Raw genomic sequence first — 25,770 nt, forward strand, 5'->3', positions numbered from 1 at the left:
GCACGACGCGTCACCGCATCCAACCTCTGTCGGAGCGAATTAGATGAGCATTCAACTTCTCCAACAATCGCCGCTGAACATGCTGCAGGGGCTGCAGAGCCCCCTGGCCGGCATCCAGCAGGCGCTTCAGGGACTTCAACAAGGATTGCAGGGCCTGACCCAGCTGCTGCGGCCGCTGGAACAGCTGCTGCAGAACCCGATCGCGGCCGCGATGAGCGGCGCCGGTCAAAGCATCGGTCAGGCCATCGGCCAGATGGGCCAGCTGGCGAATTCGCCGCTGGGCGGACTGGGCCAGGCGCTGGGCGGCATCGGCCAGAGCCTCGGCGGCATCGGTCAGGCGCTGGGCGGCCTGACGCAAGGCCTGAACGCGCTGCAGGGCGGCCAGGGCGGCCCGCTCGCCGGCGCGCTCGGCGCGCTGGGCGGCCTGTCGCAGGGCCTCAACGGACTGAACCAGGCCCTGGGCGGACTGGGTCAGGCGGCGGGCGGCCTGGGACAAGCCGCTGGTGGGCTGGGCGGCGGTCTGGGCGGCGCCAATCAGCTGCTTGGCGGTCTGAGCCAGGCCATCGGCGGCCTGAGCAGCGCGCTGGGCGCCGCGGGCTCGCTGGTCGGCGCCGGTGCGGCTCCGCTGGGCGGATCGATCAGCCCGCAGGGCGAGACCGGTCCGATGGACGGCAATCGCGCGGAACGCGCCCTGTTCAAGGCCATGACCGACTCCGGCATGAAGATGATCAGCGGCAAGGAACTGGACGACGCCGCCAACGGCATCTGCCCGAAGGGCATGCGTCCCCAGGACTTCACGCCTGAGTTCCAGCAGGCCGCGAAGTTCCTGCGCAGCGAAGCCGGCGAGAAGAAGATGGGTCAGCTGGACACGGCGGACCGCGACAACGCGCTCGGCAAGATGGGCCTCGCCCTGAAGAACAAGGGCGGCGACGACAAGATCGGCATCGGCGACCTGACCGCTTCCATCCAGAAGCAGGGTCTGAACGCCGACCAGCACTCGACGATCTCGACGTTGAAGGACAACTTCGACGCGCTGTCCAAGAACGGCAAGACCTTCGACCTGGACACGATGAAGGACGTCGCCCAGGGCAAGCAGATGCCCAACGGCCTCCTGCCGTCGTTCGAGCTGCAGGCCGCCGCCCAGAAGTTCGTGAACGACACCGCGCTCAACAAGGGCACGGACGTCGCGCGGCAGACCGCCGACGGCAAGTTCGACCAGCAGGGCGACAACAAGTACAGCAAGAGCGATCTCGAGAAAACCCTCGCCCGCGGCTGACCCACGGCCGCCGAGGCCCCGCTTGGGGCGCAGCGCGTCGTTGCAGATCCTCGACATAGCGCCGCTATGTCTCCGGTCTGCGCCTAGCGCTGCATCCCCAATCAGGGCCTCGGCAGCCATGGGTCACTGAGCATCTTTTGACTCCGAGCCCCCAACGCTTTTCTGAGACCGGCCGTGCACGGCACGAGCCATGGAGCAGACATGATCGATTCCTCGTTGCAACGCAAAGACTTCGTCTCCGGCCTGGTCGGCCTGGTGAGCCTGGCGGTGGACCGCGAGCTGCTGGACGACGCCGAAACCCTGTTGGGCGCCGTGCGCCTGCTGCGCCCCAAGGTGTCCCAGCTCGACTTCTTCGAAGCCTGGATCGCGATGAAACGCGGTCATTGGGCCGACGCGATGCGCACGCTGCGCAACCTCGATGCCACCGCGCCCGAATGGTCGACGGCGAAGGCCTTCCTCGCCTATTGCCAGTTCGCCACCGGCGACGCGGGATGGCGCGCGACCGCCGAAGACGTGCTGCACACCTCCACCAATGCCGAGGCACTGGACATGGTCCGCTCGCTGCTGAATCCCGACGAAGCGAACGCGGAGTCGGGCGGCGATGACGCGGAGGCCGAGTCCACCACGCCGCCCGCGCTGACGATCGACCTCTCGCAGATGGCCTACATGCGGGCCTGAGGAGCAGCCATGACCGATCCCATCCAAGCGATCTCCGCGCACGAGATGATCCGGCAGGCCGCGACGCCGACGCCGGACCTGCAGGCGCAGACGCAGAAGTTCGAGCAGCTGATGGCGCGCGAGCCGCAGCCCGATCCGTCGGCGACGCACGCCGTCGGCCCCAAGGACTCGACCATGACGAAGACGCTGCACACGCTGGACGACGCGTCGCGCCAGGTCACCGCGGACATGCAGCGCTACGTCGCCGATGCCCCCAACATGAACCTGCAGGAGCTGACCGCGCGCTCGATGGAGCTGAACCTGCAGGTCGCCACGCAGGGCCTGCAGTTCTCGGCCTGCACCTCCGTCGCGCAGAGCAGCAAGAACGGCCTGCAGACGTTGATGAAGAACCAGTGACATGAGCGCCCATCCTCAGGCGGACCCCTTCGGGGGCGCGGTGCATGCGACGGGCGGGACCCGCGGAGCCAGCGCGGCGAGGGCGGTGGAGGGCTCGGACGCCGCCGCGCCCGATCGCTCCAGGGCCTCCTGGCACGTGGTCTACCTGCTGGCGCTGGTCCTGCTCATCACGCTGCTGGCCGGATGCAAGACCGATCTCTACACCAAGCGCACCGAGGCGGAGGCCAACGACATGGTCGCCGCGCTGCTGCAGCGGGGCGTGGAGGCGGAGAAGAAAAGCGGCGACGGGGGCAAGACCTGGAACGTCGCCGTCGACGAGCAGGAGGTGGTGAACGCACTGGACATCCTGCGCGCCAACGGCCTGCCGTCGGACAAGTACGTGTCGCTGGGCGACATGTTCAAGAAGGAAGGGCTGATCTCCACGCCGACGGAGGAGCGGGTGCGCTTCATCCACGGCGTGTCGCAGGAGCTCTCCAGCACGCTGTCCAAGATCGACGGCGTGATCGTGGCCAAGGTGCACATCGTGCTGCCCAACAACGACCCGATGGCGACGACGGTGAAGCCGTCGAGCGCATCGGTGTTCGTCAAGTACCGGCCGGAGATTGACGTGCCGCAGCTGGCGCCGTCGATCAAGAGCATGGTCGCGCGCAGCGTCGAAGGCCTGACCTATGAGAACGTCACGGTGACCCTGGTGCCGGGCGCGATGCTGCCGACATCGCCGCGTCACGCGGTGGCGGACGTCACCTGGGCGTGGGTCGCCGGCGGCGTGCTGGCGGTGCTGCTGCTGGCGGGCGCGGTGATCGGCGTGATCGCCTGGAAGAAGCCGGGCCTGCTGCCGCGGGGACTGGGCCGTCGACTGGCGCCGGGCGCCGCCGCCGGAGCCGCGGTGCCCGCGGCCGAAGCCGGCGGCGCATGACCATGGCCGCGCCCGAGCAGCTCGCGGCCTGGGCCGTCAGTTTCGACGGCAAGCTGCGCGGCCTGGTCGACGACCTGGATGCGAGCTGGCAGGACGAACTGCTCGGCCCCTGGGCCTTCCTGGAGGCGCTGCCGCCGGAGAGCGCCGCCGCGTTGTGGCCGCGCCTGTGGCGCGACCGCATGGCGCCGGGCGGCGGACTGCCCGCGCTGGGTCGATTCGCGGATCCGCTGCCGCGGCTCGGCCTGCTGCCGCGCGGTGAACTGCTGCAGCGTCTGTGCACGCTGGCGCTGGCCCGTCGTCCGGGCGTGCTGCGCTGCTGCATCGACCGCACGGTGCGCGCGCCGCTGCAACGCGCGCTCGGTGAGCACTTCGCGCCGCTGGCGGCCATGAGTGCGCGCGGCCGGCCGGTCGAGGCCGGACAGGCCGCCTGGACGCCGGTGCAATGGGCGTGCGTCGGCTTCTCGGACTGGTCCGCGGCCTTGTCAGCGGACGACGGTCCGGTGCGGCAGATGGTGCGCTGGTCGCTGCCGCGGACGGCGGTGGACGAGGTGCTCGCCTCGCCCGTCGCGGCGGAACGGAACGTGGCCGCGTCGCTGGCGGCGCTCGCGGAAGCCGATGTGGAGTGGCCATGCTGATCTGGGTGAAGACATCGACGCACACGGACGACGGCGCCGCCGCGGGAGCGCCTCACGGCATCCTGCGCGCGAGCGAGGTCACGCTGCTGCGGCACGACGACGAGATCCGCCGCGCGGCGACCGCGCGTGCCGAGGCGCTGGTCGCGCAGGCGCAGGCGGAGGCGGAACGCATCGTGTCCGATGCGCAGGCGCGGGCCGAGGCGCTGCTGCGCGACGCGCAGGCGCAGATCGACGCCGCCTGCGAGGCCGGACGCGCCGAGGGCGAACGGCAGGCCGCGCTCGCCTGGCACGAACGACAGGCCGGTCGCGCGGTCGACCAGGCCGACGCCGTGCGGGGCCTGCATGAACGCATGGCCGAGGTGGTCACCAGCGCCGTCGAGCGCATCGTGCAGACCGAGGGCCGCGCCGCGCTGTATCAGCGCGCGCTGCGCAGCGTGCAGGCGCTGTCGCGCTCGGCGACGGCGCTGACGCTCAAGGTCAGCCATGCCGACTTCGACGCCGCGCGCAACGGCATCGCCGCCGTGCCGGAACTGCAGTCGGCCGGGCTGTCCGTCGAGGTCGTCGTCGATCCGGCGCTGCCCGCGGGCAGCTGCCTCTTCGAATCGGACATGGGCGTGGTCGATGCGAGCCTGAGCACGCAGCTCGACGCGCTGCGCGCGGCGATGTCGCGCGCCGTCAAGCGCGCGGTCGCCGAGAGTTGAACTGGGCAGCCCTCGCTCAACCCCCGTTCAATGCCGACTCGCCCCGAGTTCATTCCCAGTGCCTCCCCCTAGAGACTGTCCCTTGCGATGAACGCTCCTGACCGCCTCGCCTCGATGAACCTGGATGAGCTTGGTCGCTGGATGGAGCTCGAGCTCGCCGGCGCCGAGACGCTGAACCGCACCGGCAAGGTCGTCGAGGTGATCGGCACGCTGGTGCGCGCGAGCGGCCTGTCGGCCAAGCTCGGCGAGATGTGCCACCTGCTCGACGCCAATGGCGGGCTGCTGCAGGTGGCGGAGGTGATCGGCTTCTCCAACGGCCAGACGATCCTGTCGCCGTTCGGCTCGATCCTCGGGGTGGCGGCAGGGCAGACGCAGGTCGTCGGGCTCGGCGAGATCCAGAGCATCGCCGTCGGCGACGCGCTGCTGGGACGCGTGGTCGACAGCCTTGGCCAACCGGTGGACGGCGGACCGGCGATCGTCTGCGAGGAGCGCCGGCCGGTCTTCGCGATGCCGCCCAGTCCGATGGACCGGGAAATGATCGAGCATCCGCTGCCGACCGGCGTGAAGATCATCGACGGGATGATCACGCTGGGCGAGGGCCAGCGGATGGGCATCTTCGCGCCGGCGGGTGTCGGCAAGAGCACCTTGATGGGCATGCTCGCGCGCGGCACGCAGTGCGACATCAGCGTCATCGCGCTAATCGGCGAGCGCGGCCGCGAGGTGCGCGAGTTCATCGAGATCATCATGGGCAAGGAGGGCATGGCGCGCTCGGTGGTGGTGTGCGCGACCTCGGACCGCTCCTCGATCGAGCGCGCGAAGGCGGCGCACGTCGCCACGGCGATCGCCGAGTACTTCCGCGACCGCGGGCTGCGGGTGCTGCTGATGATGGACTCGCTGACCCGCTTCGCCCGCGCGCAGCGCGAGATCGGCCTGGCGGCGGGCGAGTCGCCGGCGCGGCGCGGTTATCCGCCGTCGGTCTTCGCGGAGATCCCGCGCCTGCTGGAGCGCACGGGCATGGGCGCGAAGGGCTCGATCACCGCGCTCTACACGGTGCTGGCCGAGGACGACAGCGGCAGCGACCCGATCGCCGAAGAGGTGCGCGGCATCCTGGACGGCCACCTGATCCTGTCGCGCAAGATCGCGGCGCGCAACCAGTACCCGGCGATCGACGTGCTGGGCAGCCTGAGCCGGGTGATGTCGCAGATCGTGCCCAAGGACCACCAGGCCGCCAACGGCGGGCTGCGCAAGCTCATGGCCAAGTACGACGAGATGGAGCTGCTGATCCAGATGGGCGAGTACAAGCCCGGCAACGACCCGTTCGCCGACGAGGCGGTGCGCAAGCACGGCGCGATCCGCGAGTTCCTCAACCAGGCGACCTCGGACCTGCGGCCGATCGAGCAGACCGTGGCCGAGCTGCAGGCGCTGGTGAACGGTTGATGAAAGACCTGCGTTCGCTCAAGCTGCTGTTGTGGGCCAAGCGCCGCCGGCTCGAACCGATGGAACAGCAGGTCAAGGCCGAGTCCGCGCAGCGCGACGCCGCGGTGGCGGCACAGCAGGCGGCGCAGGCGCGCCACGAAGGCTGCGTCGCCGACGAGGAGGCCTGCGCGGCGCAGATCGAGGCGCTGGCCACCTCGGCATCGTTCAGCCCGCAGGACGCGGTCACGCTGACCTATGTCCGCGAGGGCCTGCAGGATCTGGTCCGCCAGGCCGAGGAGGGCGTGCGGACGGCTGTCGCGCAGGTGGCGCAGGCCGAGGCCCGCGTGCTGGCCGCGAAGCAGGCCCTGCAGCGCGCCGAGCAGCAGATCGAGCAGCTCGAGGAGCGCCGGCGCAAGCGGCTCGTCGAGATCGATCAGGAGGCCGAGGACACACAGGACGAAGAGAGCGAGGAGGCCGCGGTCGCGCGCCGCGTTGCACAGCGGCGCGCGACCGAAGCGGCGGCCAGGGCGGTGGCGGCGGAGGCCGGCGCATGAACGAGATGTTCAACACCTTCGCCGGCGTGATCGGCTTCGGCACGACGCTGCAGGACGGCGTGATGCTGCTGGCGGTGTGCCTGCTGCGCGTCTACGCGGTCTTCCTGGTGCTGCCGGCGACGACGGACCAGGTGCTGCAGGGGCCGATCCGCAACGGCGTGTGCATCTGCCTGGCGCTGTTCATCGCGTGGGGCCAGCCGGCGGGGCTGGTGCACGGCATGGACATGGTCCAGCTGGTGGCCACGATCGCGAAGGAGGCGCTGATCGGCGTGGTGCTCGGCTTCGCCGCGTCGACGGTGTTCTGGGTGGCGGAGGGTGTCGGCGTGCTGATCGACAACCAGGCCGGCTACAACAACGTGCAGCAGACCAACCCGCTCAGCGGCGAGCAGAGCACGCCGATCGGCAACCTGCTGTCGCAGCTGGCGATCAGCGGTTTCTACCTGCTGGGCGGGATGCTGATGCTGACGGGCATCCTGTTCGACTCCTTCCACTGGTGGCCGATCGGCAGCCTGTCGCCGGCCTGGTCGACGATCCTGGAGGACTTCGTCCGCGTGCAGACGGGGCACTACCTGGAGCTGATGATCAAGATCGCCGCGCCGGCGCTGCTGGTGCTGATGCTGATCGACCTGGGCTTCGGCATCCTGTCGAAGACGGCGGAGAAGCTCGAGCCCAACAACCTGGCGCAGCCGGTGAAGGGCGCGGTCGCGATCGCGCTGCTGTCGCTGCTGGTGGCGGTGTTCTTCGAGCAGGTCCGGCCGGCGCTGTCGATGCAGAACCTGTCGGCGGAGATGGCGAAGTGGGCGAGGGCGGCCGAGGCGGCGAAGGCCGGGCCGGAGGCGGCTTCCGCGCCTGCCGTCGGGACTTCGGCGGCCGCGGCGTCCACGGCCGCGTCGGGGGCCTCGGGGGCGACGATGCCTGCGGCCTCGACGGCGTCGGAAGCGGATCGCACGTTGGCGTTCCCGCCTTGATCACGCGCCCCTGATCCCGGCTTCACGGATGGAAAGGCGTCGACAGCCCGCTTAGGCTTCTTGCCGCGACCGCGATGCGGCCGACGATCAGTCTCACAGGGAGTCGTCATGAACGCACTGTCATCGTTCCTTTCCCGTTGTCGCTTGCTGTGTGCGCTGGCGCTCGCAGTGGCGCTGTCGATGGGCGCGTCGCCCGCTGCCGCGGAAGAGCTGCGCTATCACTACGTCAGCAATGTCTTCCAGATGCGCGTCGAGAACGTGCGCGCCAATCCCGGGGATCCTGACCAGTACCGGTTCATGGACGTGGTGCTGAATGCCGACATCTACATGCCTGTCACGCGCCTGCTGGCGGCGGGGGACACGCTGGAGGACGTGTCGCGCTTCACCATGACGCTGAACGTGAACGACAACGGCTCGCGCTACAGCGAGACACTGGTCTATCCCTTCGTGCCGTACTGCGACCAGTGCCCGGTGCAGCGGGAGATGGAGGCATCGCTGACGATCGGGGCCATCGGCATGTTCGCGTTGCCGACCGACTGGGACCTGTCCATGTCACGGCGCTACATCCTGCCCACCGGACGGCATGACTATCTGGGGCTTGGGAGCACCGATTCGCAGGAGCAGCTCTACGGCTTCTACGAGACCTTCACCAACTCCACCGGTCAACTGAGCGTATCGCGCGGCGTCTGGACGCTGGCGGTCGTGCCGGAGCCGGCCACGTACGGGTTGATGCTGGCCGGCGTGGGGCTGCTGGCGCTGGTGGCGCGGCGGCGGTCTGCGCCGCGGCGATAGCGCTCATCCGCCTCCTGCTTGTCTTCGGATGCCCACCAAGGGAACTCCCGTGGTGGGCATGTGCGCGAGCGCACAGAGAATCGACTCGCCCTGACGCCCCCGCTTTCCTTTGGCCACCCACATCCTTGGCGACGAGTTCGATGACGCACTTCGCCTGAAGCTCGGCGATGTGCTGCGCCAATTCGGAGCTCGCAAGGAAGCGACAGAGACTCGCGGAATCGCTGGCTCTCAGGAGCTCGAGTCCATGAGCTTCATCGTCGATGGTGAGGTGTTGACCGTGGAGTCGGAGACCTACATCGGGCTTTCCATTGAGGGACCGGAGGAACTGGTCTTGAAGATCAGGAAGGCCGTGCTTGGTGAGCCATGACGACATGCGCATCGAGCTCCATCTGATTGCGCCGCCGCGCTTCAAGGCGCGCGACTATCGTGTCGAAGAAGATGACGTCCGCTCGATCCTGATGGACATCTGCCGCGCGTTCGACACACGGAGCGAGTGCCGTGTGTCCGGCTTTGGTCAGCAACGCTGGCCGGTCGACGTGTCGTGCGACCTCGGGATCTTCCTGGAGCAGTTGCCCTATGCGTTGCGTCGACTGCAAGCGGGTCAGACCGCGCAGATCGACCTCTACGAGCAAGGCGTCGAGCGCACCGTCGACTGGGTGCCGGCCGGACCGGTCTGCGTGGCGACCTGCCGAAGCTGGTCGACCTGGCAACCGGATACTTCGGTGCAGACGGTCTCAACGCGCGACGTCATCGACCTGATGTCGACGACGCTGGAGACGTTCCTCGGGGCCATGGCTCAGATGGCGCCAGAACTGCTCGCGCATCCATGGATCGTCGAGTGGCGCGAGGGACGCACGCAGGTCTGAAAACTGGTCGAGGTCCTGGTCCTGTCAGCGACGACCCGCACCGTCCGCTGCACGATTCGGATGGTCAAGCACGTCAGATCTGCGGCACCGCGCCGAGCGCGCCCGACAGGTACTTGTTGTGGAGGTTGTGCTGGCCGGTGAGCCCTTCGATGGCATCGCCGCGGTAGACCTCGCTCTTGCACTCGACCTTTTCCACGAAGGTCACCTGCGCCCGATGCAGGGATCGGAGCACTTCAGGCGAGCGGCAGGTAAACAGGAGTTGCGCGCCATGAGGGTTGGTGTCTTCGCCGTGGAACAGACGCAGAACCGGCTCGATCATGTGCGGGTGCAGATCGGCGTCAAGGTCGTCGATGAGAGCAAGGCCGCCCTGCTCAAGGACCGGAAGGAGCTTCCATAGCAGCACAAAGGCGCGCCGGGCGCCGCTGGACTCGCGCAGGAAGGGGAGTTCAAACGTACTGCCATCGGCGTCATGGTGGATGCCTAGCGCCATCCATTCGGCTTCTCCCAAGTTGCCACTTGCCGTTGGATGAGCGGGCAGGGCTTGCAGTCGCACGTCTGAGAGTCCGAAGTCCCAAAGCTTCATCAGAGCCCGCATCGAATCCCGATGGTCCGGATGCTTCGCGAAGTGGGCAGCCGCCGCACGTTGCGCACTCGCAGCGGATTGCTCACACCCCCACATCCCCAGATTGGTGACCAGCGAAGTCTTTGCGATCCGCTGCGCCATCGCGGTCCCGTGCTGTCTGGCCCACGAAATGAGCGATACGTTGGGTCGCACCGTCACTGCCTCGGAGTCCGCGATTCCGAGGCCTTGCAACACTGAATAACTGTCACCGCGCGCCTCACGGGTGAAGACTCGCGAGGGACGCGAGCCTGATTCACCGCCCGTGCGAGAGAGCTCCTCGAACTCAATCCGGTCGGCTCGGATCCGGAGCTCGTAGGACCACTCGGCACCATCTGCGCCTTCATAGACCACCTTGAGCTCTGAAGGCGCATCCCGTCGAGCCAGATGTGGCCCGAACGGCAGAGCGTCCTCCGGTGCCAGATTGAACGAATCGCGAATGAACCACGCGAGGGCCGCGCCGATACGAATCAAGCCGGACTTGCCCGATCCGTTCGCGCCCATGACGGCCAGGACGGCCGTGACAGGTCGATGGGCCCGGGAGGCGCGAACCCAGCCTGCGATTTCGTTGTGTTGTGGCAATAGGAAAGAAAGCTCGGCCTGATCGGCGAAGGAATAGAGATTTTTGAAGGTACAGCAGAACAGCATCAAATTTTCCAGGTAATCGATAAGGGCAGCGCGAGTTGGGAATGTTCGCGCTTAATAACGACGGTCTGGAATGACTGGCTTTTGCTAGTTTATTGGTGTCACTTTCTGGTTTTCACGTGTTTCTGACGTTTTCTTGATTTTTGGTTTGCGGCCGCTTTACGGAATTCTTATGCTTTTCCCCCAAAAAGAGGGATTGGACCGACGTGACGGCGTGAGACAGAATTTCTCCGTCGTATCAAGAATGATCGCAGAAGAGAAATTTCAGATGAACCTGTCGTTTCCTAGATTGCTGGCTGCTTTCTTCGTTCTTTCGACATTGGTTTGCACGGCGAGCGCGTCGACCCCTCGAATGTGGAAAGTCGATGGTCCAGCCGGAGAACGAATGTTTGTGCTGGGAATTACCCATCATGGAAGCCGGCTGGAGAACGACGCCTATTTTAATAATGTGGTGATTTCCGCCTTCCGGCTGGCCGATGTTATGCATTTTGAGGATGGGGGGAGTGCTGCCGGAAATCAGCAGGTCGAATGTCAGACTCCGATTTCCGACCCCACAGGGGTACAAACACTGCAGCGGGCGAGGGAAATCATTCAAAAGGGTGCCGTTGAATATTTTCGCGCGATCTCGAAGGATTTGCCGGGTGGGCCGCCTGCCGAAGTGGTTCTGAAAGATAACGCTCGAATTTTTGCGGAAGGTTTGTCTGAATTTAGTGTGGTCAGTACGCTCAAGATTCAGTATGAATTTCTTAAGCCCCAGGCACGTCTCGATGTTTCCGCAGCGGGCAATGGCCCAGTGGTTCAACGACTGCGAAAAATACGTCCAAGATTGCCCATTCAATCGCTGGACGAGGCAGACGATCTCGCTCGAGCCTATTGCTCAAGCGCTGTACGTCTGCAGATATTGAAGGCCCACATCGAGAGTTACAACCCCGACTTCCCGCTGCCGCAGGCCTCTGCGGCGGAGGCTGTTCGACAAATTGACGAACAGGCACACGACCTTTTTGTCGAGCATCGCTCCACCCCCGGACCGGTCAACGACGCATTCGTCTGCCCTCGCAACGAGTTATGGCTGGAGAGGATTCCGGCGATGAACGATGGAAAGGTCCATTTCTTGGCTGTGGGTGCAGCACACCTCTTTCCCTACCGAGGCGCTTCAAAGCAATGTGAAGGCCTCCTTTCGGATCTGCAGCGCGCCGGCTATCGGGTAACTCCGATCAGGCGCGTAGCTGATGACCGCGGATAGCCGCGGAATGCCCCCGGTTCGAAAACCGGGTACTTTCAAAACAGTGAGAGGAAAGTCATGGAAGTACTTGATCGCGCCTTGTTGAAGCATGTGGCGGGCGCTGGCGGCGCCGCGCCGGTTCAGAAACCGTTCTCTTCAACAGTCGACGCCAGTGGCGCGCAGATCCAGAAGTTCGATCTTGGCGACGGTGTCACGGCGATCGTGACCTGCACCAGTGCCAGCGGTCAGATCAGCTTTGGCATCTCGGGGAAGAAGCTTATCGACCTGAACGCAGGCGTCGCCGGCGCGTGGTCCTCCTGCACGCTCACCACCGTGGGCAAGGACGGACACATCATCGAAAGCAAGAAGGTCAGCGAGGCCGATGTGGACAAGGAGGACGTTCAGATCGCTGCTAGCGGTGACATTTCCGATGCGAGCGATGGCGGCTCCGGGGATACCGGTGGCGACGGCGGCAGCACCGGTGAAAGCGGCGGTGATGGTGACGGCGGCGGGGATTCCGGCGGCGGAGATTCCGGCGGCGGCGGCGGTGGCGGTGGCGGCGGCGGAGGTGACGATCACGCCCCCAACGAAGAAGAGTGACATCGACAGACCGTCAGGGTGCGAGCCCTGACGGTCGCTGCAGCCCGCCATGAAATCTCTGTTTCGACATGAAGTCAACGATTCGATCAGCGGGCTGCAAGCCGGTGGCATCGTCCTCATTCAGCCGCCGTCGCATCGGCTCTACGCCGCGTTCGCTGTGCTCTGCCTGATGGGGCTGCTGTCGGCGCTGGCCTTCGTCAAGTACACGAGGCACGTCGAGCTTCAAGGGGTGCTGGAGCCTGCGGGCGGCGTCGCCAAGATCTACGCGCCGCAGACCGGCGTGTTGCGCGAGATCCGCGTGCGCCAGGGGCAGCATGTGGGAAAGGGCGAGATCCTCATGGTGTTCGCGACCGAGCACATGGCCACCGACGGCAATTCGATGGAACGCAAGCTCGATCGGTCCGCCGAGGCGCGACTGCAGACGCTCCGCGAGGAACTGGACGCGCTGCATCAGGTGCATCGCGACGAGGTCGACAACGTGCTTCGGTCCCTGCAGGAGCAACGTCAGCTGGATCCCGTGCAACGGCAGCAGATCGCCGTGCTCCAGCAGCGGTTGGCCGCGGCCCAGGGCGAGGTGGAACGCTACCAGGGCCTGCAGCAGGCAGGCTTCGCCTCACAGCAGATGGTGGACAGCAAGCAGGCGGATCTGCTCGATCAGCGCGTGCGGCTCGACACCGCCAGGCACGATCTGCTGACCATCGGCGCGGAAGTCGGGCGGCTGACGCGCGAGCTGTCCGCATTGCCGCAACGTCATCGCGTGGCCTTGAGGCAGACCGAGCGCGCGCTCGAACAGGCGCAGGCCGAGTCCATGCAACTCCGCGATGGCCATGAATGGTCCGTGGTGGCGCCGGTCGACGGTGTCATCGCCAGCATCGACGCATTTCCTGGCCAGCCTGCCGCGCCGACCGCTCCGGTCGCGACGGTGACGCCGTCGTCGGTGCCGCTGGTGGCCCGGCTCTACGCGCCCAGCAAGTCCATCGGCTTCCTCGACGCCGGACGCGTCGTGCGGCTCAAAGTGGACGCCTTCCCCTATCAGAAGTTCGGCATGGTGGATGCCGTGCTTGACGCCGTCGCGCTTGCGCCGCAGGCGGCATCGGAACTCAGCGCTCTCAGCCGCCTCGCCGTGACGCCGACCGAGCAGCAGCCCGAGCCGACCTTCAGTCTGACCGCTCTGCTCGCATCGCAGTCCATCAGCGCCTATGGCCGTGATGCGCCGCTGCGGCCTGGCATGCAGGTCTCGGCGATCGTGGAACTGGATGAACGCCGCCTGTATGAGTGGGTGCTCGAGCCGCTGTTCGAGTCGGGCCATTTCAAGGTGCGATGAGTCCATGAGTCTCCTTCAGTTCGGCTTCTCAACGCGGCTTCCGCTGATCCTCCAGACCGAGGCGTCCGAATGCGGTCTGGCTTGCCTGGCCATGGTGGCGGGATTCCATGGCCATTCGGTCAGCCTCGCGGAATTGCGCAACCGGTTCCCGGGATCGCTCAAGGGCAGCACCTTGGCGGCAATTGCCGATCAGTCCGAAGCGTTGGGGCTGGTCCCGCGTGGACTCAAGCTCGACATCGACGAGCTGGCGCAGCTCCAGACGCCAGCGATCCTGCACTGGGACATGAATCACTTCGTCGTGCTCCGCAAGGCAGAGAGCAGGGGCATCGAGATTCACGATCCGGCCGTCGGAGAAATGACGCTCTCCGCCGAGCAGTGCTCGAGCCACTTCACCGGCGTGGCGCTGGAGCTCACGCCGGGTTTCGACTTCAAGCGCAAGACGGCGCGCTCGCCGATGTCCCTGGCACAGATCATGGGCAAGGCCCAGGGGCTGACGCCGGCGTTGGTACAGATGTTCCTGCTGGCCATGGCGATCGAGGCGCTCTCGCTCCTGTTGCCCATCCTGACGCAGTGGATCACGGACGAGGCCGTTCTGGGCGCGGATCGGAGCCTGCTCACGATCCTGGCACTGGGAAGCCTCGCGGTCGGATTGATCTCCATCGCCGTCGGCGCCATGCGGTCGTGGGTCAGTCTCTATGTCACGACCCACTTCACGCTGCAATGGATGACCAACGTGATGGCACGGATGCTCCGGCTGCCGGTCGACTTCTTCGAACGCCGGCATCTCGGCGACGTCGTATCGCGCTTCTCTTCGGTGGGCGGCATCACGCAGACCCTCACCACGAGTGCCGTCGAGCTGGTGCTGGATATCGTCATCGCCTGCGGCGGGCTCGTGATGATGCTGATCTACTCGCCGTTGCTGGCGCTGATCCCGATGGGTTCGGCAACGCTCTATGTCGCGATGCGATGGGGCCGCATCAATGCCATGCGTGTCATGTCCAGCGGCTACTACGCCAAGCAGGCCAAGGAACAGAGCTTCTTCCTTGAGACCGTACGAGGGGTGCGGGCCATCAAGCTGCTCAACCGTGAGACGGAGCGCCGTGTCGCGTGGACCCGCCTGTGGGCCGATTCGACGAATGCGCATCTCAAGATGTTGCGGCTCAACCTCCTGCTCGGCACGGGCTGGTCCGTCCTGTCGACGATCGAACGCGTCGGATTGCTCTGGCTGGGAGGAACGCTGGTCATTGATCATCGTCTGTCGCTGGGAATGCTGTTCGCCTTCCTCGCCTATGCCGACCAGTTCAGCAGCAAGACCAATGCCGCCGTGGAGCGCGCCGCCGACCTGAGCCTGCTGGGCGTTCAATCCGAGCGCCTTGCCGACATCGTGCTGGCCAAGCCCGAGAGCGACGGTCGCGGCACGCTGACCCAGATCCGCGACGCGTCACTGGCATTGCGGAAAGTCAGCTTCCGTTACGGTCCTGAGGAGGACGCCATCCTGGCCAACGTGACGCTCCAGGTCAGGGACGGTGAATGCCTGGCGCTCACCGGCGCCTCGGGCGCGGGCAAATCCACCTGCATGAAGCTGATGCTCGGCATCCTCCAGCCGACGTCCGGCCAGGTGGAAGTTGGCGGCCTCCGCCTCGACCATCTCGGCCATCGGGCGTACCGCGATGTCTTCGCCGCTGTCTTGCAAGACGACCAGCTGTTCGCCGGCACCATCCTGGACAACATCTGTTTTCATGACAGCCGCTCCGACGTCCACTTCGCGATGGAATGCGCGAGCCAGGCGCGAATCCACGACGAGATCGAGCGGATGCCGATGGGCTACCACACGCTGGTGGGCGACATGGGAACCGCCCTGTCAGGCGGTCAGAAGCAGCGCCTGCTGCTCGCCCGGGCGCTGTACAAGCGGCCGCGGATCCTCTTCCTGGACGAAGCCACGAGTCATCTCGATCTGGACAACGAGCGGCAAATCAACGAGGCCATCGCGGCACTCAAGGTGACGCGCATCCTGATCGCACATCGGCCTCAGACCATCGCGATTGCGGACCGGGTACTGCGTGTGGGGGGCGGTCGGATCATCGAAGTCTCTGGACACGAGGAGCGTGCCGCCACGGGGACTCTCTCGGCGGTAGCCTGAACATCGCTGCTTCGGCTTCACGCCCTCATCCACGTGTACTCCCCCAAAGACAGGCTCTCGAACATCTCATCCTCCGCCAGCAGGATGTTCTCGCGCCAATAGCGGCCGTGCTCGATGTAGTGGTTGATGGTGTCCGCGAGGTAGGGCCCATCGACACCGTCGAGCATCGGCACCCGTACCACCAGCAGCACCACGCCTGAATCGGCGTCCAAGCCGAGCTGCGCCTGGTCCTGCGCATAAAGGCTCAGGTTGGCCTCCAGCATCAACCGATAGACACGCAGGCTGCGCCCCGACGTCACGCTGCCGAAGGTGAAGTTCAGGTACATCGCCTCGGGGTCGTTGTCGTAGTAGCCGAGCAGCACCTCGAAGCCTTCGACCTCGATCGCGCTGCGCGCGAGCGCGGCCTCGGCGTCGGGCAGTCCGACGGCTTCGCACAGGCCGACGATGAGCTGCTGGTAGTGCTCGACGTTCATGACTGAGAGTCCTTCGTGCGGGCTGCTTCGGCGGCGGGGAGCGGCGCCAGCGCCCGTTGCAGTTGACTGCTGCGCGCCTCGACGCCGTCGCGCAGCGCGTCGAGCGGACGGAAGAGGGCGCGCAGACCGTTCAGCGGGAACAGGAGGTTGGCGTTCTGCTGGGCCTCGGTCGCCGACGGCGGCGGTCCGTTGGCCGCGCACCAGGCCACCGCCGCCGCCTTGACGACCGACAGCGACGGCGTCGCGTCCGCTGGCAGATGCCGGGCCACTGCGGTCATCGCCGCAAGCCGCATCGCGCCGACCGCGATGCCGGCGCCGCCACCCTTGAAGTACAGCGACGCCAACGCATCGAGCAGCACCGTCGGGGGCTTGCCCTCCGGTGTCGGCATCGATCGCAGCATCACCGCCGCCGGCAGCGCGCTGCGGCGCAGGGCCGCGCCTTCGCGGACTTCGGGCGGTGGAGGCGGCATGCGCGTGCGCGGCGGGGAGCTCAGCGATCCCTGCTCCTGACGCTCCCCCGCATCCGGCTTCTGCTGCTTGCCGCCGGCACCCTGCACCGGTCGCATCGTGTTCGCGCCCGCGCCGCCCGCAGCCATCTGCCGCGGATCGTCCATCGGCATCTGCGGGTGCTCGTCCTCTGGGTGCGCCCCTTGCGCGCCGGTGGATGGCGGCCGGGGCCGCGGCTTGGGCGCCGGCCCGGTGTTGCGTCGCGCCGGCACCTGTGCCCGCGGCGCGTGCCGGTACGCGTTCCCCTTGTGCATCCCGCCCGCATACCCGGACGAGCCGCTCCCGCGCGTGTGCCCCTTGCCCGCGGCCTCCTGCGCTTCCCGCGCCTGCTGGGCCTCGGCGCCCTGGCGCGCGCGGTCGAGCTTCATTTCTGGAACACCGCCGTGAAGAGGTTCTCGCTGAACTTCATCAGCGTCGACCCGGCCCATGGCGCCGTCACCACGACCACGCCCGTCACCGCCAGCAGCTTGATGCCCTGCGAGATGCTCGAATCCTGCAGCGACGTGATCGCCTGGAAGAACGACACGATCAGCCCGATCAGCGCCGACACCACCACCGCCGGCAGCGACAGCAGCACGCACATCATCAGCGCCTCGGACGTCAGCTGCACCACCACGTCGTAGTTCATGGGTGGTCCTCCTCACGGACGCATGTCGCGCGCGTCTGCGGCGTCCGCGGCGTCTTCATCGTGTTCAGCGTGCTCATCGGTCGCTCATCGATAAGTCAGCACCAGCCCGTGCACCAGCCGCGACCAGCCGTCCAGCGTGACGAACAGCAGCAGCTTGAAGGGGATGGCGACGTTGCTCGGCGTCACCTGCGACAGCCCCATCGCCAGCAGCACGTTGGCGATGACGATGTCGATCACGATGAAGGCCAGGTAGAGCAGGAAACCGATGCGGAAGGCCGCCGTCAGCTCGCTCAGCAGGAAGGCCGGCGCCAGCACGATCAGGTCGTCCTTCTTCAGCGCCGCCGCCTTGTCGGCCGGCCAGATGATGGCGGCGGACTTGAGGAAGAACTGCTTCTCGCGCTCCTCGGCGTGCTTGTCGAGGAACTTGCGGAAGGGCTCGCGCGCCGAATCGGCCGCCTCCATCAGCGTCTGCGTGCTGGAGCCGCCGGCCGGATTGCCGGCGGACGCGGCGCTCATGCCCTTGGTCGCCTCGATGAAGACCGGCGCCATGATGTAGCAGGAGATGATGATCGCCACGCCGTTGAGCACCATGTTCGGCGGCACCTGCTGCACGCCGATCGCGTTGCGCAGCAGGCCCAGCACGATCGAGATCTTGGTGTACGAGGTGACCACCATCGCCGCGAACGGCAGCGCCGCCAGCGCCAGCAGCACCAGGAAGAGCGCGACCGGATCAGCGTGCTGCAGCGGCGTCATGCGCGAACTCCAGCCGGGTGATGCGCACGCCGAGGTGGTCGCCGATGGCGATCAGCTGTCCCTGGCCCAGCGTGCGGCCGTGGCAGACCAGGCGCACCGTGGCCTCGCGCAGCGGCACGTCGAGCTCGACGGCATAGCCCGGTTGCATGCTGGCCAGCTCGGCGAGGCTGACACGCGCGGTGTCCAGCTCGAAGGCCACCGGCAATTGCAGCTCGTCCAGCGAGCCGGCGGATTGCGGCGCTTCCGTGCTTTCTCCGGACAGCTGTGCGGCCATGTGCCCGGCCTCGTGGGCGGCCGGGTCGTCGGTAAGGGCGGGCGGCTCGGCAAGGTGCACGGTGAACTCCTGGGGATCGATGTGAAGGGAAGCGCGCAGCGCGCGGCCCACGCCGCAGCGCAGCAGCGCGGGTTGGCCGCCGGCGAGGACGGTGTCGCCCGGACGCAGTCCGCGCAGCACCCGCAGCGGGAAGGTCCGCGCGAAGAGGCGGATCACCGGGCGCAACGGCAGTTGCGCGAGCGGGGTCAGGCCGGTGCCGGAAGCAGCGACGGTCGCGATGACGCGCTCCAGCACGCCGGGATCGGCGTCCAGCAGGGCAACGGGCATTGCGCCGCCAAGGACGAGGGGGACGAGGCGCTCCGGCGTGTCCGCGTCGGCCAGCGGCTGGATGTCCACGACGCGCAGCGTCCCGAGCATCGGCGCGAAGGCCTCGGCCCAGCCGGCCAGCAGCAGCGTCACGACCGCGCAGGCCGTGTCGCGCGGCTGATGGGCGCAGGCGAGCTGCAACGCCGGCGAATCCACCGCGTCGAGCCCGAGCTGGAAACGGCCCTGCGCCGACTCGACGGTGAGCCGCCATGGCATCGCGTCGCGCTGTCGCGTGATGCCGATGCCCGCATGCTGGAGCGTCGCCCGCAGCCAGTCGGCGAAGCGCGCATCGTGCGCCACGCGGGACAGCGAGGCGTCGGCGGCGGTCATCGCGGGCAGGCGGCCGGCAAGCGTCGTCGAGTCCGCCAAGGCGGCGCCGCCAGCGACGCCAGCCGTGGCGGCGCTCGCAGGAAGCATCGATGCGGAGGAGGTCGGCCGGTTCATGTGATGTCGATCTCGATGTGCCGGTCGCCGGGCAGCGCGCGGACCAGCAACGCGCGCAGCTGCGACTGGTGGGCCGAAATTAGGGCGAGCGAGCGCGTCGACTGCGTGCTGAAGCGAAGCGTCAGTTGGTGAGGCGAAAACGTGAGACGAAGCTCGGTGTGGGGCAAGGTCTCGGCGTCGACCGGCACCTGGATGGTCCAGCTGTGGAAGTTGGGCTCGCTGCTCCGGCACAGCGTGGCGACCGTGTCGGTCAGCTCGCGCTCCCAGCCCTCGGGCAGGGGCGTCCACGCCACGTGGGGGATGGGCATCGGCGGCGCGGTGACGGCTTGATCGAGCGCGGCGTCCTGCTCGGCCTCCGCTTCCTGCGCTTCGCTGGCCTCCCGTGCGCCGGCCTCCGCCGCGGCGATCACGGGCGGTCGCGGACGATGACCGTCGACGAGGAGGGCAGCGTCGTTGCGCGACGCGTCCTTCCTGCGGGAAGGCGAGCCGGACTCTTTCCGGTCGTTGCGGTCGTTGGGTTCGGTGCGGTCCGAGCGCTCGCGCGACGGCAGGGCGACTGCGACGACCGGCGCGTGCATCGCCTCATGCCGCGACGGCGGCGTCTGCTCCGGAGCGGGCGGGGGCGCCGCTGCCGGCGTCTCCGGCGAGGCATCGGTCGCCGACGTCGCGCGCCGCACGGCGCCAAGCGCGCGATGGAAGCGCTCCGCCTGTCGGGGGTCCACCGGCAGCGGCAGCGGCGGGATCTGCGGATCCGCGACGACGAGGCGCCGGATGCGGCGGATCTCTTCGTCGTTCATGCTCGTCCGGTCACGCTCAAGCCGCGACGCGGCCGAGCGGCCGCAGCTCGACCTGGTTGCCCAGCTCCTGGTACGAGTAGACGCGCAGTCCCTCCAGGCGCGACTCGATGATCTTCTTGACGTAGCGCCGGATGTCCATCGACGTGATCACCGCCACGCCCGCCTCGGGCGTCTCGCCCGCGATGCGCAGCACCTTCTCCGTGATCGCCGCGGCGCTCTCCGGCGGCATCGCCAGGTAGTTGCCGGTGGGCGTCGGCTTGATGCACTGGCGGATCGCCTGCTCCACGCCCGCGTCCAGCAGGATCGCCGACACGTAGTTGCGTCCGCCGCTGGCCTCGAACGCGAGGTAGCGCCCGAGATCGCCGCGCACGTACTCGGTCAGCAGCAGCATGTCCTTCTCCTTCGGGCCCCAGGTGATCAGGCTCTCGAAGATCGTGCGCACGTTGCGGATCGGCACCTGCTCCTCGAGCAGCCGACGCATCACCTCGGCGATGCGCTGCACCGGCAGGATCTTCTGCACCTCGGCGACCAGGCCCGGGTAGTCCGCCGTGGCCTTGTCGACGATCCACTGGATCTCCTGCACACCCATGAACTGGTGGGCGTTGCGGCGCAGCAGCAGCATCACCTGGCGCGCCATCACCTGCTCGATGTCCAGGCACTTCGCGCGCTCCGCGTCGGGCACCTGCGCGGGCGGCAGCCACTGCGATTGCGCTTGGTCGAGCAGGGCGCCGTGCGTCGCCGCGGAGGCGGCCCACGGCTCGCCCGCCAGCGCCGCGGGCACCAGCAGCAGGCGGCCCGGCAGCTCGATGTGCCGCACCGGCACGTCGTTGATCAGCACCTCGAAGCGCAGGTCCTCCAAGGTCGGTTCGACCCACATGCACACGCCGGGGAAGGGCACACCCAGCATGGCCTGCAGCTGCAGCCGCTCGCGCTCCATCGCCTGGTCGAGCATGTGCGGCAGCAGCAGCGCGGCCAGCGCCGGCGACATGCGCACGGCCAGCGGCCGCGAGAAATGCGGCGCCTCCTGCATGATCGACGGCGCGTCGCCCTTGGCACCCTCGCGCTGCAGCGCGGCGATGGGCGCGGAGACGCTCTGCGCCTCGCCGCTCTTGCGCTGGCGCGCGAGGTAGCGGCCCGCCGCCGCCAGGCCGATGCCCAGGGCCATGAACTGCAGCGCCGGGAAGCCCGGCACCGCCGCGAAGGCCACCGTCAGTCCCGCCGCGAGGTACATCGCCCGCACGTTGGCGGTCATCTGCGCGACGATCTCCTGCCCCAGCGAGCGCGGCTTCTTCTGATGCTCGTCGGCCACGCGGGTGATCAGCACGCCGGCGGCCACGCAGATGAACAGCGACGGGATCTGCGACACCATCGCGTCGCCGATCGACAGCACCGCGAAGCGGTTGGCCGCCTCGCCCGCCGTCATGCCGTGGTACATGATCCCGACGACGATCCCCGCCAGGATGTTGACCAGCGTGATGATCAGGCCCGCGATCGCGTCGCCCTTGACGAACTTCATCGCGCCGTCCATGCCGCCGTGCATCTGGCTCTCCATGCCGAGCAGCGCGCGCTTGCGGCGCGCCTCGTCGCCGGTGAGCAGGCCCGCGCGCAGGTCGGCGTCGATGCTCATCTGCTTGCCCGGCATCGCGTCCAGCGTGAAACGCGCGCCGACCTCGGCCACGCGCTCCGAGCCCTTGGAGATCACGATGAACTGCACCACCGTGATGATGATGAACACCACGATGCCCACGACCAGGTTGCCGCCGACGACCAGCTCGCCGAAGCTCTCGATCAGGTGACCGGCGTCGGCGTGCAGCAGGATGGACTTGGTCGACGCGATGTTCAGCGACAGCCGGAACAGCGTCGTGAACAGCAGCAGTGACGGGAACGAGGACAGCGCCACCGCGTTCGGGATGAACAGCGAGGTCATCAGCAGCAGCACGCTCACCGCCAGGTTGACCGCCAGCAGCGTGTCGATGGCCACCGTGGGCAGCGGCAGGATCATCAGGCCGACGATCGCCACCACCAGGAAGCTCATCGCGAGGTCGTTGCCGAGGGTGCTCTTGTCACCCAGTGCCTTGCTCATGCCTTGCTCCCGCTTGGTTTGCCGCTACTGCCACCACCGCCACTGCCACCGCCACTGCTCTTCGCCCCCACGCCGTCGAGCATCGCCACCCAGCGCAGCACCGTGGCCACGGCTTCGAACAGCGCCTCGGGCACCGTCTCGTCCACGGGCACCTTGAACAGCGCGCGCGCCAGCGGCGGATCGCCGACGATGGGCACGCCCGAGGCTTCCGCGATGCGGCGGATCTCCATCGCCTGCGCGTCCGCGCCCTTGGCGACGATCAGCGGCAGGGGCGTCACGCCGGGCTGGTAGCGCAGCGCGACGGCGTAGTGCGTCGGATTGGTGACGACCACGGTCGCGTTGGGCACCGTCTTCTTCGGATCGCTGTTGGCCATCTCGAAGGCCAGGCGCTTGCGCTGGCCCTTGACCATCGGATCGCCTTCCATTTCCTTGTATTCGCGCTTGAGCTCGTCCTTGTCCATGCGCTGGTCGCGGATGAACAGCCAGCGCTGCAGCGCGAAGTCCACGGGACCCAGCACGACCAGCGCGATCACCGCGGCGACGAAGAGCTTGAGCATCGCGGTCCATGCGACCGTGGCCACGCCTGTCGGCGTCTGCGTCGCGGCGCCGACCATCAGCGGGATCAGGCCCATGGTGATGATCGCGATCACGCAGCCGACCAGGATGGCCTTGAACACGGTCTTCACGAACTCGATGATCGAGCGCAGCGAGATCAGCTTTTTCAGCCCGGAGCCCGGGTTGACCTTGTCGAAGTTGGGCGTGAGCGGCTCGAAGGTGATGTTGAAGCCGACCTGCGCGAAGGACGCGATCAGGCCGACGAAGATCGCCGCGACGACGAAGGGCAGCACGATCCACAAGCCCTCGATGGCGATGTCGTAGGCCACGGCGAACACGTCGCTGTCCGTCTTGGCCTGCAGCCCGACGCCGCTGGCCAGCGCGAACAGCCGCTCCAGATGGCTGAGCGCGGTGGCGCTGGCGGCGCTCAGGCAGACGGTGATCACCAGCAGGCCGGCCGCGGCGTTGATGTCCTGGCTCTTGGGCGACTGGCCCTTCTTCTTCGCATCGTCCAGCTTCTTCTGGCTGGGTTGTTCGGTCTTTTCCCCCATGGCTCAAGGGGCCGCGGCGTCCGCGACGTCAGTGACGTCCGGAAGGTCCAGGGCCTCGGCGGGCTGCGTCTCGTCGAAGTCCCGCACGATGTCGGCCAGCGTCATCCCGAGCAGCACCATGTCGCGCCGCTTGCCGAAGGCGGTGACCGCGCCGGGCAGCTCGCCCCAGGCGCTGAAGCCGGCCCGCCGCAGCACCGACAGGCTGGCGGCGTTGTCGCTCCAGACCATGGCCAGCAGCCGGTCCACGCGCCATACCGGCGCCTGCGTGATCAAGTGCTTGATCAGCCGCGTGCCGACGCCGCGTCCGCGCCAGCGCGGCGCGACGTAGTAGGCCAGCTCGAACAACGACGACAGGCCGGGCCGGTCATGCAGGCCCAGCGATCCCATCCACCCGATGGTCTCGCCGCGCTGCGTCGCGATCACCATCGGGCGTCGGTAGAACTGGTGGAGCTCGATCTGCAGCTTGGCCATCGGCACGCTCATCGGGCCGATGTAGTTGGCGTCCTTCACCGCGTCCTTGTCCTTGACCTTGGCGAGCTCCTCCGCCACCCAGCGCGCGCCGTCGGCTTCGCTCACGCCGGCGGGCTGATAGGGCTGCGTGCGCAGCGAGGCGTTGTAGATCGCCGCGACCGAGGTGGCGTCCTGCGTCGTGGCGGGCCGCAACGCGATGAGGTCGGAGATCGCGTTGGCGTTCTTCTCGGCGAGAGGAAGGGCTAGGGACACGGGGGGCTCCTCGGGGTTGAGGCGCACTGTCCCTGCCGGCACCGGCGCGAGGCGAGGAGGGGGCGAAGCGATTTGCGCGGACGCGAATCCGTGCCCGATGAGCCGGCGCGGCGCTCACTTCGTGTTGAGGATTGTTGAGGATTTCATCGTGAAGACATGAGGCCGCCGAAGTGGACGGCTGCCTAGCATGAGCCCACGCCGAAACGCACACGGCGGGCGATACGGCCGCGATGAATGCGTGATCAATGCACGTTCAGGCGCATCCGGATGTATCCGACAACGCACTCGATACGCATGGAAGGGGAGTTCACATGTTGTTGCTGACCTTGGGCAGCCTGAGGCTTGCCGAGCAGGATGGAGACGTCGCCGCCGCGGTGGCGCGCGGCGATGTGCAGGAGGCCTTGCGGCTCGGGCTGGGCCGGCTTGATCGTGGGGCAGGCGGCGATCCCGAGCGGCTCGCGGCGCTGGGTCAGGTGCTGGGGCAGGCGTTGCTGGCCGCCGGGCGCGACGAGCAGGCGGAGGAGCTCTTCCAGAAGCAGCTCAAGATGTACGAGGGACTGCCGCGCGCGCAGGTGCGCTGGCTGTCGTCGATGGACCGGGGCTTCCTGTTCCTGCACCTGAACAAGCCGGGTCGCGCGGCGGAGACCTTCAACGTGGTGGCCGATGCGGACGATGCGCCGCCGGCGCTGCGGGTCGAGGCGCTGGCCGGCATGGCGCAGGCGATGCAGTCCATGGGCGAGCACCGCCGGGCGGCGCGCACGCTGGCCTTCGCGATGGCGCTGGCCGACGCGATGGACGCGCCCGCGCTGATGATGCCGCTGCTGACGGCGATCGAGCTGGAGGTCCAGGTCTGCCGCGCGCTGCGGCACTACGACGACCTCGCCGGCGCGGAGCTGCCGCGGGACCGCGACGTGCGCGCGGCGCTGCGATCGTCGGCGCGCGCGCTGGCGGCACTGCCGGGTGTGGTGGCGCGACTCGAGTTCCTGATCGCGCTCGTGGCGCCCGAGCCCGCGTTGATCGGCGGCCAGGGCGGGCAGGGCGGAGAGAGCGTGGACGGTCTCTTCGACGGCGTGCGCTGGTATCGCGACCGCCGTCTCGCACCGATGGAAGAACGCGCCCGCGTCGAAGCCGCGCTGGCGCTGCTGGACCGCGGCCAGGCGCGCACGGCCTATGACATCCTCGGCCCGCTGGCCATCGACGATGCGCGCCAGCTCCACCACCGCCATGCGATCGAGCTGCGCTACTGCGCGTCGAAGTTGCATGCGATGAACGGCCGCCACTCCGACGCGCTGCGCTGCTATCGCCAGCATGCGCAGCTGTCGCTGGCGCGGCTGCGTTTCGAGCTGACGCGGGTGCCGTACTCGCGCTTCCTCGAGCAGCAGGAGCGCGCCGAGCAGGCCGATGCGGATCAACTGCGCCTGCCCCCGCGTTATCGCCGTGCCTATCAATACATCCTGGACCACCTGCACGACCGGGCGTTGTCGGTCCGTCGCATCGCCGCGGAGATCGACGTCACCGAGCGCGCGCTGCAGATGGCCTTCCGCGCCAACCTCGGCCTGACGCCGGCGGAAGTGATCCGCAAGCTGCGCATGGCCTGCATCCGGACCGAACTGCAGCAGATGGCCGGGCGCGACAGCGTGCTGGCGGTCGCGGCGCGCTGGGGCATGGCCAATCGCTCGACGCTGGCCCACAACTACCGCCAGCAGTTCGGCGAGACCCCGAGCGCCACGGCGAGCCTGCCGAGCTTCGCGGAGCTGCCGTCCATCGCGGCCACCGTGGCGGCGGCGGTCGCCGGGAGCGGCTCCGGAACGGGCGTGGGGATGAGCGCCGACGCCGGTCGACGCGTGTTCTCCGTCGACGGCGTCTGA

General features: G+C 67.7%; 27 protein-coding genes. 17 read left to right on the top strand and 10 right to left on the bottom strand.

What is annotated here, in order from left to right; translation table 11 throughout:
* Positions 1–43: 43 nt before the first annotated feature.
* The 12 genes from AC1VNM_RS06990 to AC1VNM_RS07045 all read left to right on the top strand — a co-directional run bounded on the left by AC1VNM_RS06990 (position 44) and on the right by AC1VNM_RS07045 (position 9,198).
* Positions 44–1,276, top strand: coding sequence for a hypothetical protein (locus AC1VNM_RS06990; protein WP_483106345.1), 1,233 nt, complete (start codon positions 44–46; stop codon positions 1,274–1,276).
* Between the two features lie 201 nt (positions 1,277–1,477).
* A complete protein-coding gene (locus AC1VNM_RS06995; RefSeq protein WP_483106346.1) occupies positions 1,478–1,954 on the top strand; it encodes an HrpB1 family type III secretion system apparatus protein in 477 nt (158 codons plus the stop codon).
* 9 nt (positions 1,955–1,963) lie between these two features.
* The gene (locus AC1VNM_RS07000; protein WP_377155142.1) at positions 1,964–2,350 is read left to right on the top strand and encodes a hypothetical protein; all 387 of its coding nucleotides are present in this window, start codon (positions 1,964–1,966) and stop codon (positions 2,348–2,350) included.
* Between the two features lies 1 nt (position 2,351).
* Entirely contained in the window at positions 2,352–3,266 is a 915-nt protein-coding gene (gene sctJ / locus AC1VNM_RS07005) for a type III secretion system inner membrane ring lipoprotein SctJ (protein WP_483106347.1), read from the top strand.
* The gene (locus AC1VNM_RS07010) at positions 3,263–3,901 is read left to right on the top strand and encodes a type III secretion protein HrpB4 (RefSeq protein ID WP_483106348.1); all 639 of its coding nucleotides are present in this window, start codon (positions 3,263–3,265) and stop codon (positions 3,899–3,901) included. The genes sctJ and AC1VNM_RS07010 overlap by 4 nt, the downstream gene beginning before the upstream one ends.
* Entirely contained in the window at positions 3,895–4,602 is a 708-nt protein-coding gene (sctL, locus tag AC1VNM_RS07015; protein WP_483106349.1) for a type III secretion system stator protein SctL, read from the top strand. Before AC1VNM_RS07010 ends, sctL begins: the two co-directional genes overlap by 7 nt.
* 87 nt (positions 4,603–4,689) lie before the next feature.
* Positions 4,690–6,039: a type III secretion system ATPase SctN gene (sctN, locus tag AC1VNM_RS07020; protein ID WP_377155138.1), complete on the top strand. Its 1,350-nt coding sequence runs from the start codon at positions 4,690–4,692 to the stop codon at positions 6,037–6,039.
* Positions 6,039–6,572 (top strand): hypothetical protein, encoded by a 534-nt coding sequence (locus tag AC1VNM_RS07025; protein ID WP_377155137.1) that lies wholly within the window; start codon positions 6,039–6,041, stop codon positions 6,570–6,572. The genes sctN and AC1VNM_RS07025 overlap by 1 nt, the downstream gene beginning before the upstream one ends.
* Entirely contained in the window at positions 6,569–7,540 is a 972-nt protein-coding gene (gene sctT / locus AC1VNM_RS07030; protein WP_483106350.1) for a type III secretion system export apparatus subunit SctT, read from the top strand. The genes AC1VNM_RS07025 and sctT overlap by 4 nt, the downstream gene beginning before the upstream one ends.
* A gap of 108 nt (positions 7,541–7,648) precedes the next feature.
* Positions 7,649–8,332, top strand: coding sequence for a PEP-CTERM sorting domain-containing protein (locus AC1VNM_RS07035; protein ID WP_483106351.1), 684 nt, complete (start codon positions 7,649–7,651; stop codon positions 8,330–8,332).
* A 244-nt stretch (positions 8,333–8,576) separates the two neighbouring features.
* Positions 8,577–8,699: a hypothetical protein gene (locus AC1VNM_RS07040; protein ID WP_483106352.1), complete on the top strand. Its 123-nt coding sequence runs from the start codon at positions 8,577–8,579 to the stop codon at positions 8,697–8,699.
* Positions 8,700–8,703: 4 nt separating this feature from the next.
* Positions 8,704–9,198: a hypothetical protein gene (locus AC1VNM_RS07045; protein ID WP_483106353.1), complete on the top strand. Its 495-nt coding sequence runs from the start codon at positions 8,704–8,706 to the stop codon at positions 9,196–9,198.
* 73 nt (positions 9,199–9,271) lie between these two features.
* Here the strand turns inward: AC1VNM_RS07045 and AC1VNM_RS07050 are convergent, their stop codons facing one another.
* Positions 9,272–10,465, bottom strand: a complete 1,194-nt coding sequence (locus AC1VNM_RS07050; protein WP_483106354.1) for an AAA family ATPase — start codon at positions 10,463–10,465, stop codon at positions 9,272–9,274.
* 169 nt (positions 10,466–10,634) lie between these two features.
* On the opposite strand from AC1VNM_RS07050, the gene AC1VNM_RS07055 reads away from it, so the two are divergent.
* The 4 genes from AC1VNM_RS07055 to AC1VNM_RS07070 are packed head-to-tail and all read left to right on the top strand — an operon-like array spanning position 10,635 to position 15,748.
* Positions 10,635–11,705 carry a hypothetical protein gene (locus AC1VNM_RS07055; protein WP_483106355.1) on the top strand — a complete coding sequence of 357 codons (1,071 nt, stop codon included), beginning with the start codon at positions 10,635–10,637 and terminating at the stop codon, positions 11,703–11,705.
* 57 nt (positions 11,706–11,762) lie between these two features.
* Positions 11,763–12,284, top strand: coding sequence for a hypothetical protein (locus tag AC1VNM_RS07060; protein ID WP_377155131.1), 522 nt, complete (start codon positions 11,763–11,765; stop codon positions 12,282–12,284).
* A gap of 49 nt (positions 12,285–12,333) precedes the next feature.
* Positions 12,334–13,608 carry an HlyD family secretion protein gene (locus AC1VNM_RS07065; RefSeq protein WP_377155130.1) on the top strand — a complete coding sequence of 425 codons (1,275 nt, stop codon included), beginning with the start codon at positions 12,334–12,336 and terminating at the stop codon, positions 13,606–13,608.
* A gap of 4 nt (positions 13,609–13,612) precedes the next feature.
* Positions 13,613–15,748: a peptidase domain-containing ABC transporter gene (locus AC1VNM_RS07070; protein WP_483106356.1), complete on the top strand. Its 2,136-nt coding sequence runs from the start codon at positions 13,613–13,615 to the stop codon at positions 15,746–15,748.
* Between the two features lie 17 nt (positions 15,749–15,765).
* Here AC1VNM_RS07070 and AC1VNM_RS07075 read toward each other — a convergent pair whose 3' ends face one another.
* The 9 genes from AC1VNM_RS07075 to AC1VNM_RS07115 all read right to left on the bottom strand — a co-directional run bounded on the left by AC1VNM_RS07075 (position 15,766) and on the right by AC1VNM_RS07115 (position 23,902).
* Positions 15,766–16,221, bottom strand: a complete 456-nt coding sequence (locus AC1VNM_RS07075; protein WP_377155129.1) for a CesT family type III secretion system chaperone — start codon at positions 16,219–16,221, stop codon at positions 15,766–15,768.
* The gene (locus tag AC1VNM_RS07080) at positions 16,218–17,096 is read right to left on the bottom strand and encodes a hypothetical protein (protein WP_483106357.1); all 879 of its coding nucleotides are present in this window, start codon (positions 17,094–17,096) and stop codon (positions 16,218–16,220) included. Before AC1VNM_RS07080 ends, AC1VNM_RS07075 begins: the two co-directional genes overlap by 4 nt.
* Entirely contained in the window at positions 17,093–17,356 is a 264-nt protein-coding gene (gene sctS / locus AC1VNM_RS07085; protein WP_088404105.1) for a type III secretion system export apparatus subunit SctS, read from the bottom strand. The genes AC1VNM_RS07080 and sctS overlap by 4 nt, the downstream gene beginning before the upstream one ends.
* An 84-nt stretch (positions 17,357–17,440) precedes the next feature.
* Entirely contained in the window at positions 17,441–18,109 is a 669-nt protein-coding gene (gene sctR, locus AC1VNM_RS07090) for a type III secretion system export apparatus subunit SctR (RefSeq protein ID WP_483106358.1), read from the bottom strand.
* Entirely contained in the window at positions 18,087–19,193 is a 1,107-nt protein-coding gene (locus AC1VNM_RS07095; RefSeq protein WP_483106359.1) for a FliM/FliN family flagellar motor switch protein, read from the bottom strand. The genes sctR and AC1VNM_RS07095 overlap by 23 nt, the downstream gene beginning before the upstream one ends.
* A complete protein-coding gene (locus AC1VNM_RS07100) occupies positions 19,190–19,990 on the bottom strand; it encodes a type III secretion HpaP family protein (RefSeq protein WP_483106360.1) in 801 nt (266 codons plus the stop codon). Before AC1VNM_RS07100 ends, AC1VNM_RS07095 begins: the two co-directional genes overlap by 4 nt.
* 16 nt (positions 19,991–20,006) lie before the next feature.
* Positions 20,007–22,073 (bottom strand): type III secretion system export apparatus subunit SctV, encoded by a 2,067-nt coding sequence (gene sctV, locus AC1VNM_RS07105; RefSeq protein WP_483106361.1) that lies wholly within the window; start codon positions 22,071–22,073, stop codon positions 20,007–20,009.
* Positions 22,070–23,179, bottom strand: a complete 1,110-nt coding sequence (gene sctU / locus AC1VNM_RS07110) for a type III secretion system export apparatus subunit SctU (protein ID WP_483106362.1) — start codon at positions 23,177–23,179, stop codon at positions 22,070–22,072. The genes sctV and sctU overlap by 4 nt, the downstream gene beginning before the upstream one ends.
* Positions 23,180–23,182: 3 nt before the next feature.
* Entirely contained in the window at positions 23,183–23,902 is a 720-nt protein-coding gene (locus tag AC1VNM_RS07115) for a GNAT family N-acetyltransferase (RefSeq protein ID WP_483106363.1), read from the bottom strand.
* A 311-nt stretch (positions 23,903–24,213) separates the two neighbouring features.
* On the opposite strand from AC1VNM_RS07115, the gene AC1VNM_RS07120 reads away from it, so the two are divergent.
* Positions 24,214–25,770 (top strand): helix-turn-helix domain-containing protein, encoded by a 1,557-nt coding sequence (locus tag AC1VNM_RS07120; RefSeq protein WP_483106364.1) that lies wholly within the window; start codon positions 24,214–24,216, stop codon positions 25,768–25,770.

Source organism: Mitsuaria sp. MSU3D (assembly GCF_056867975.1).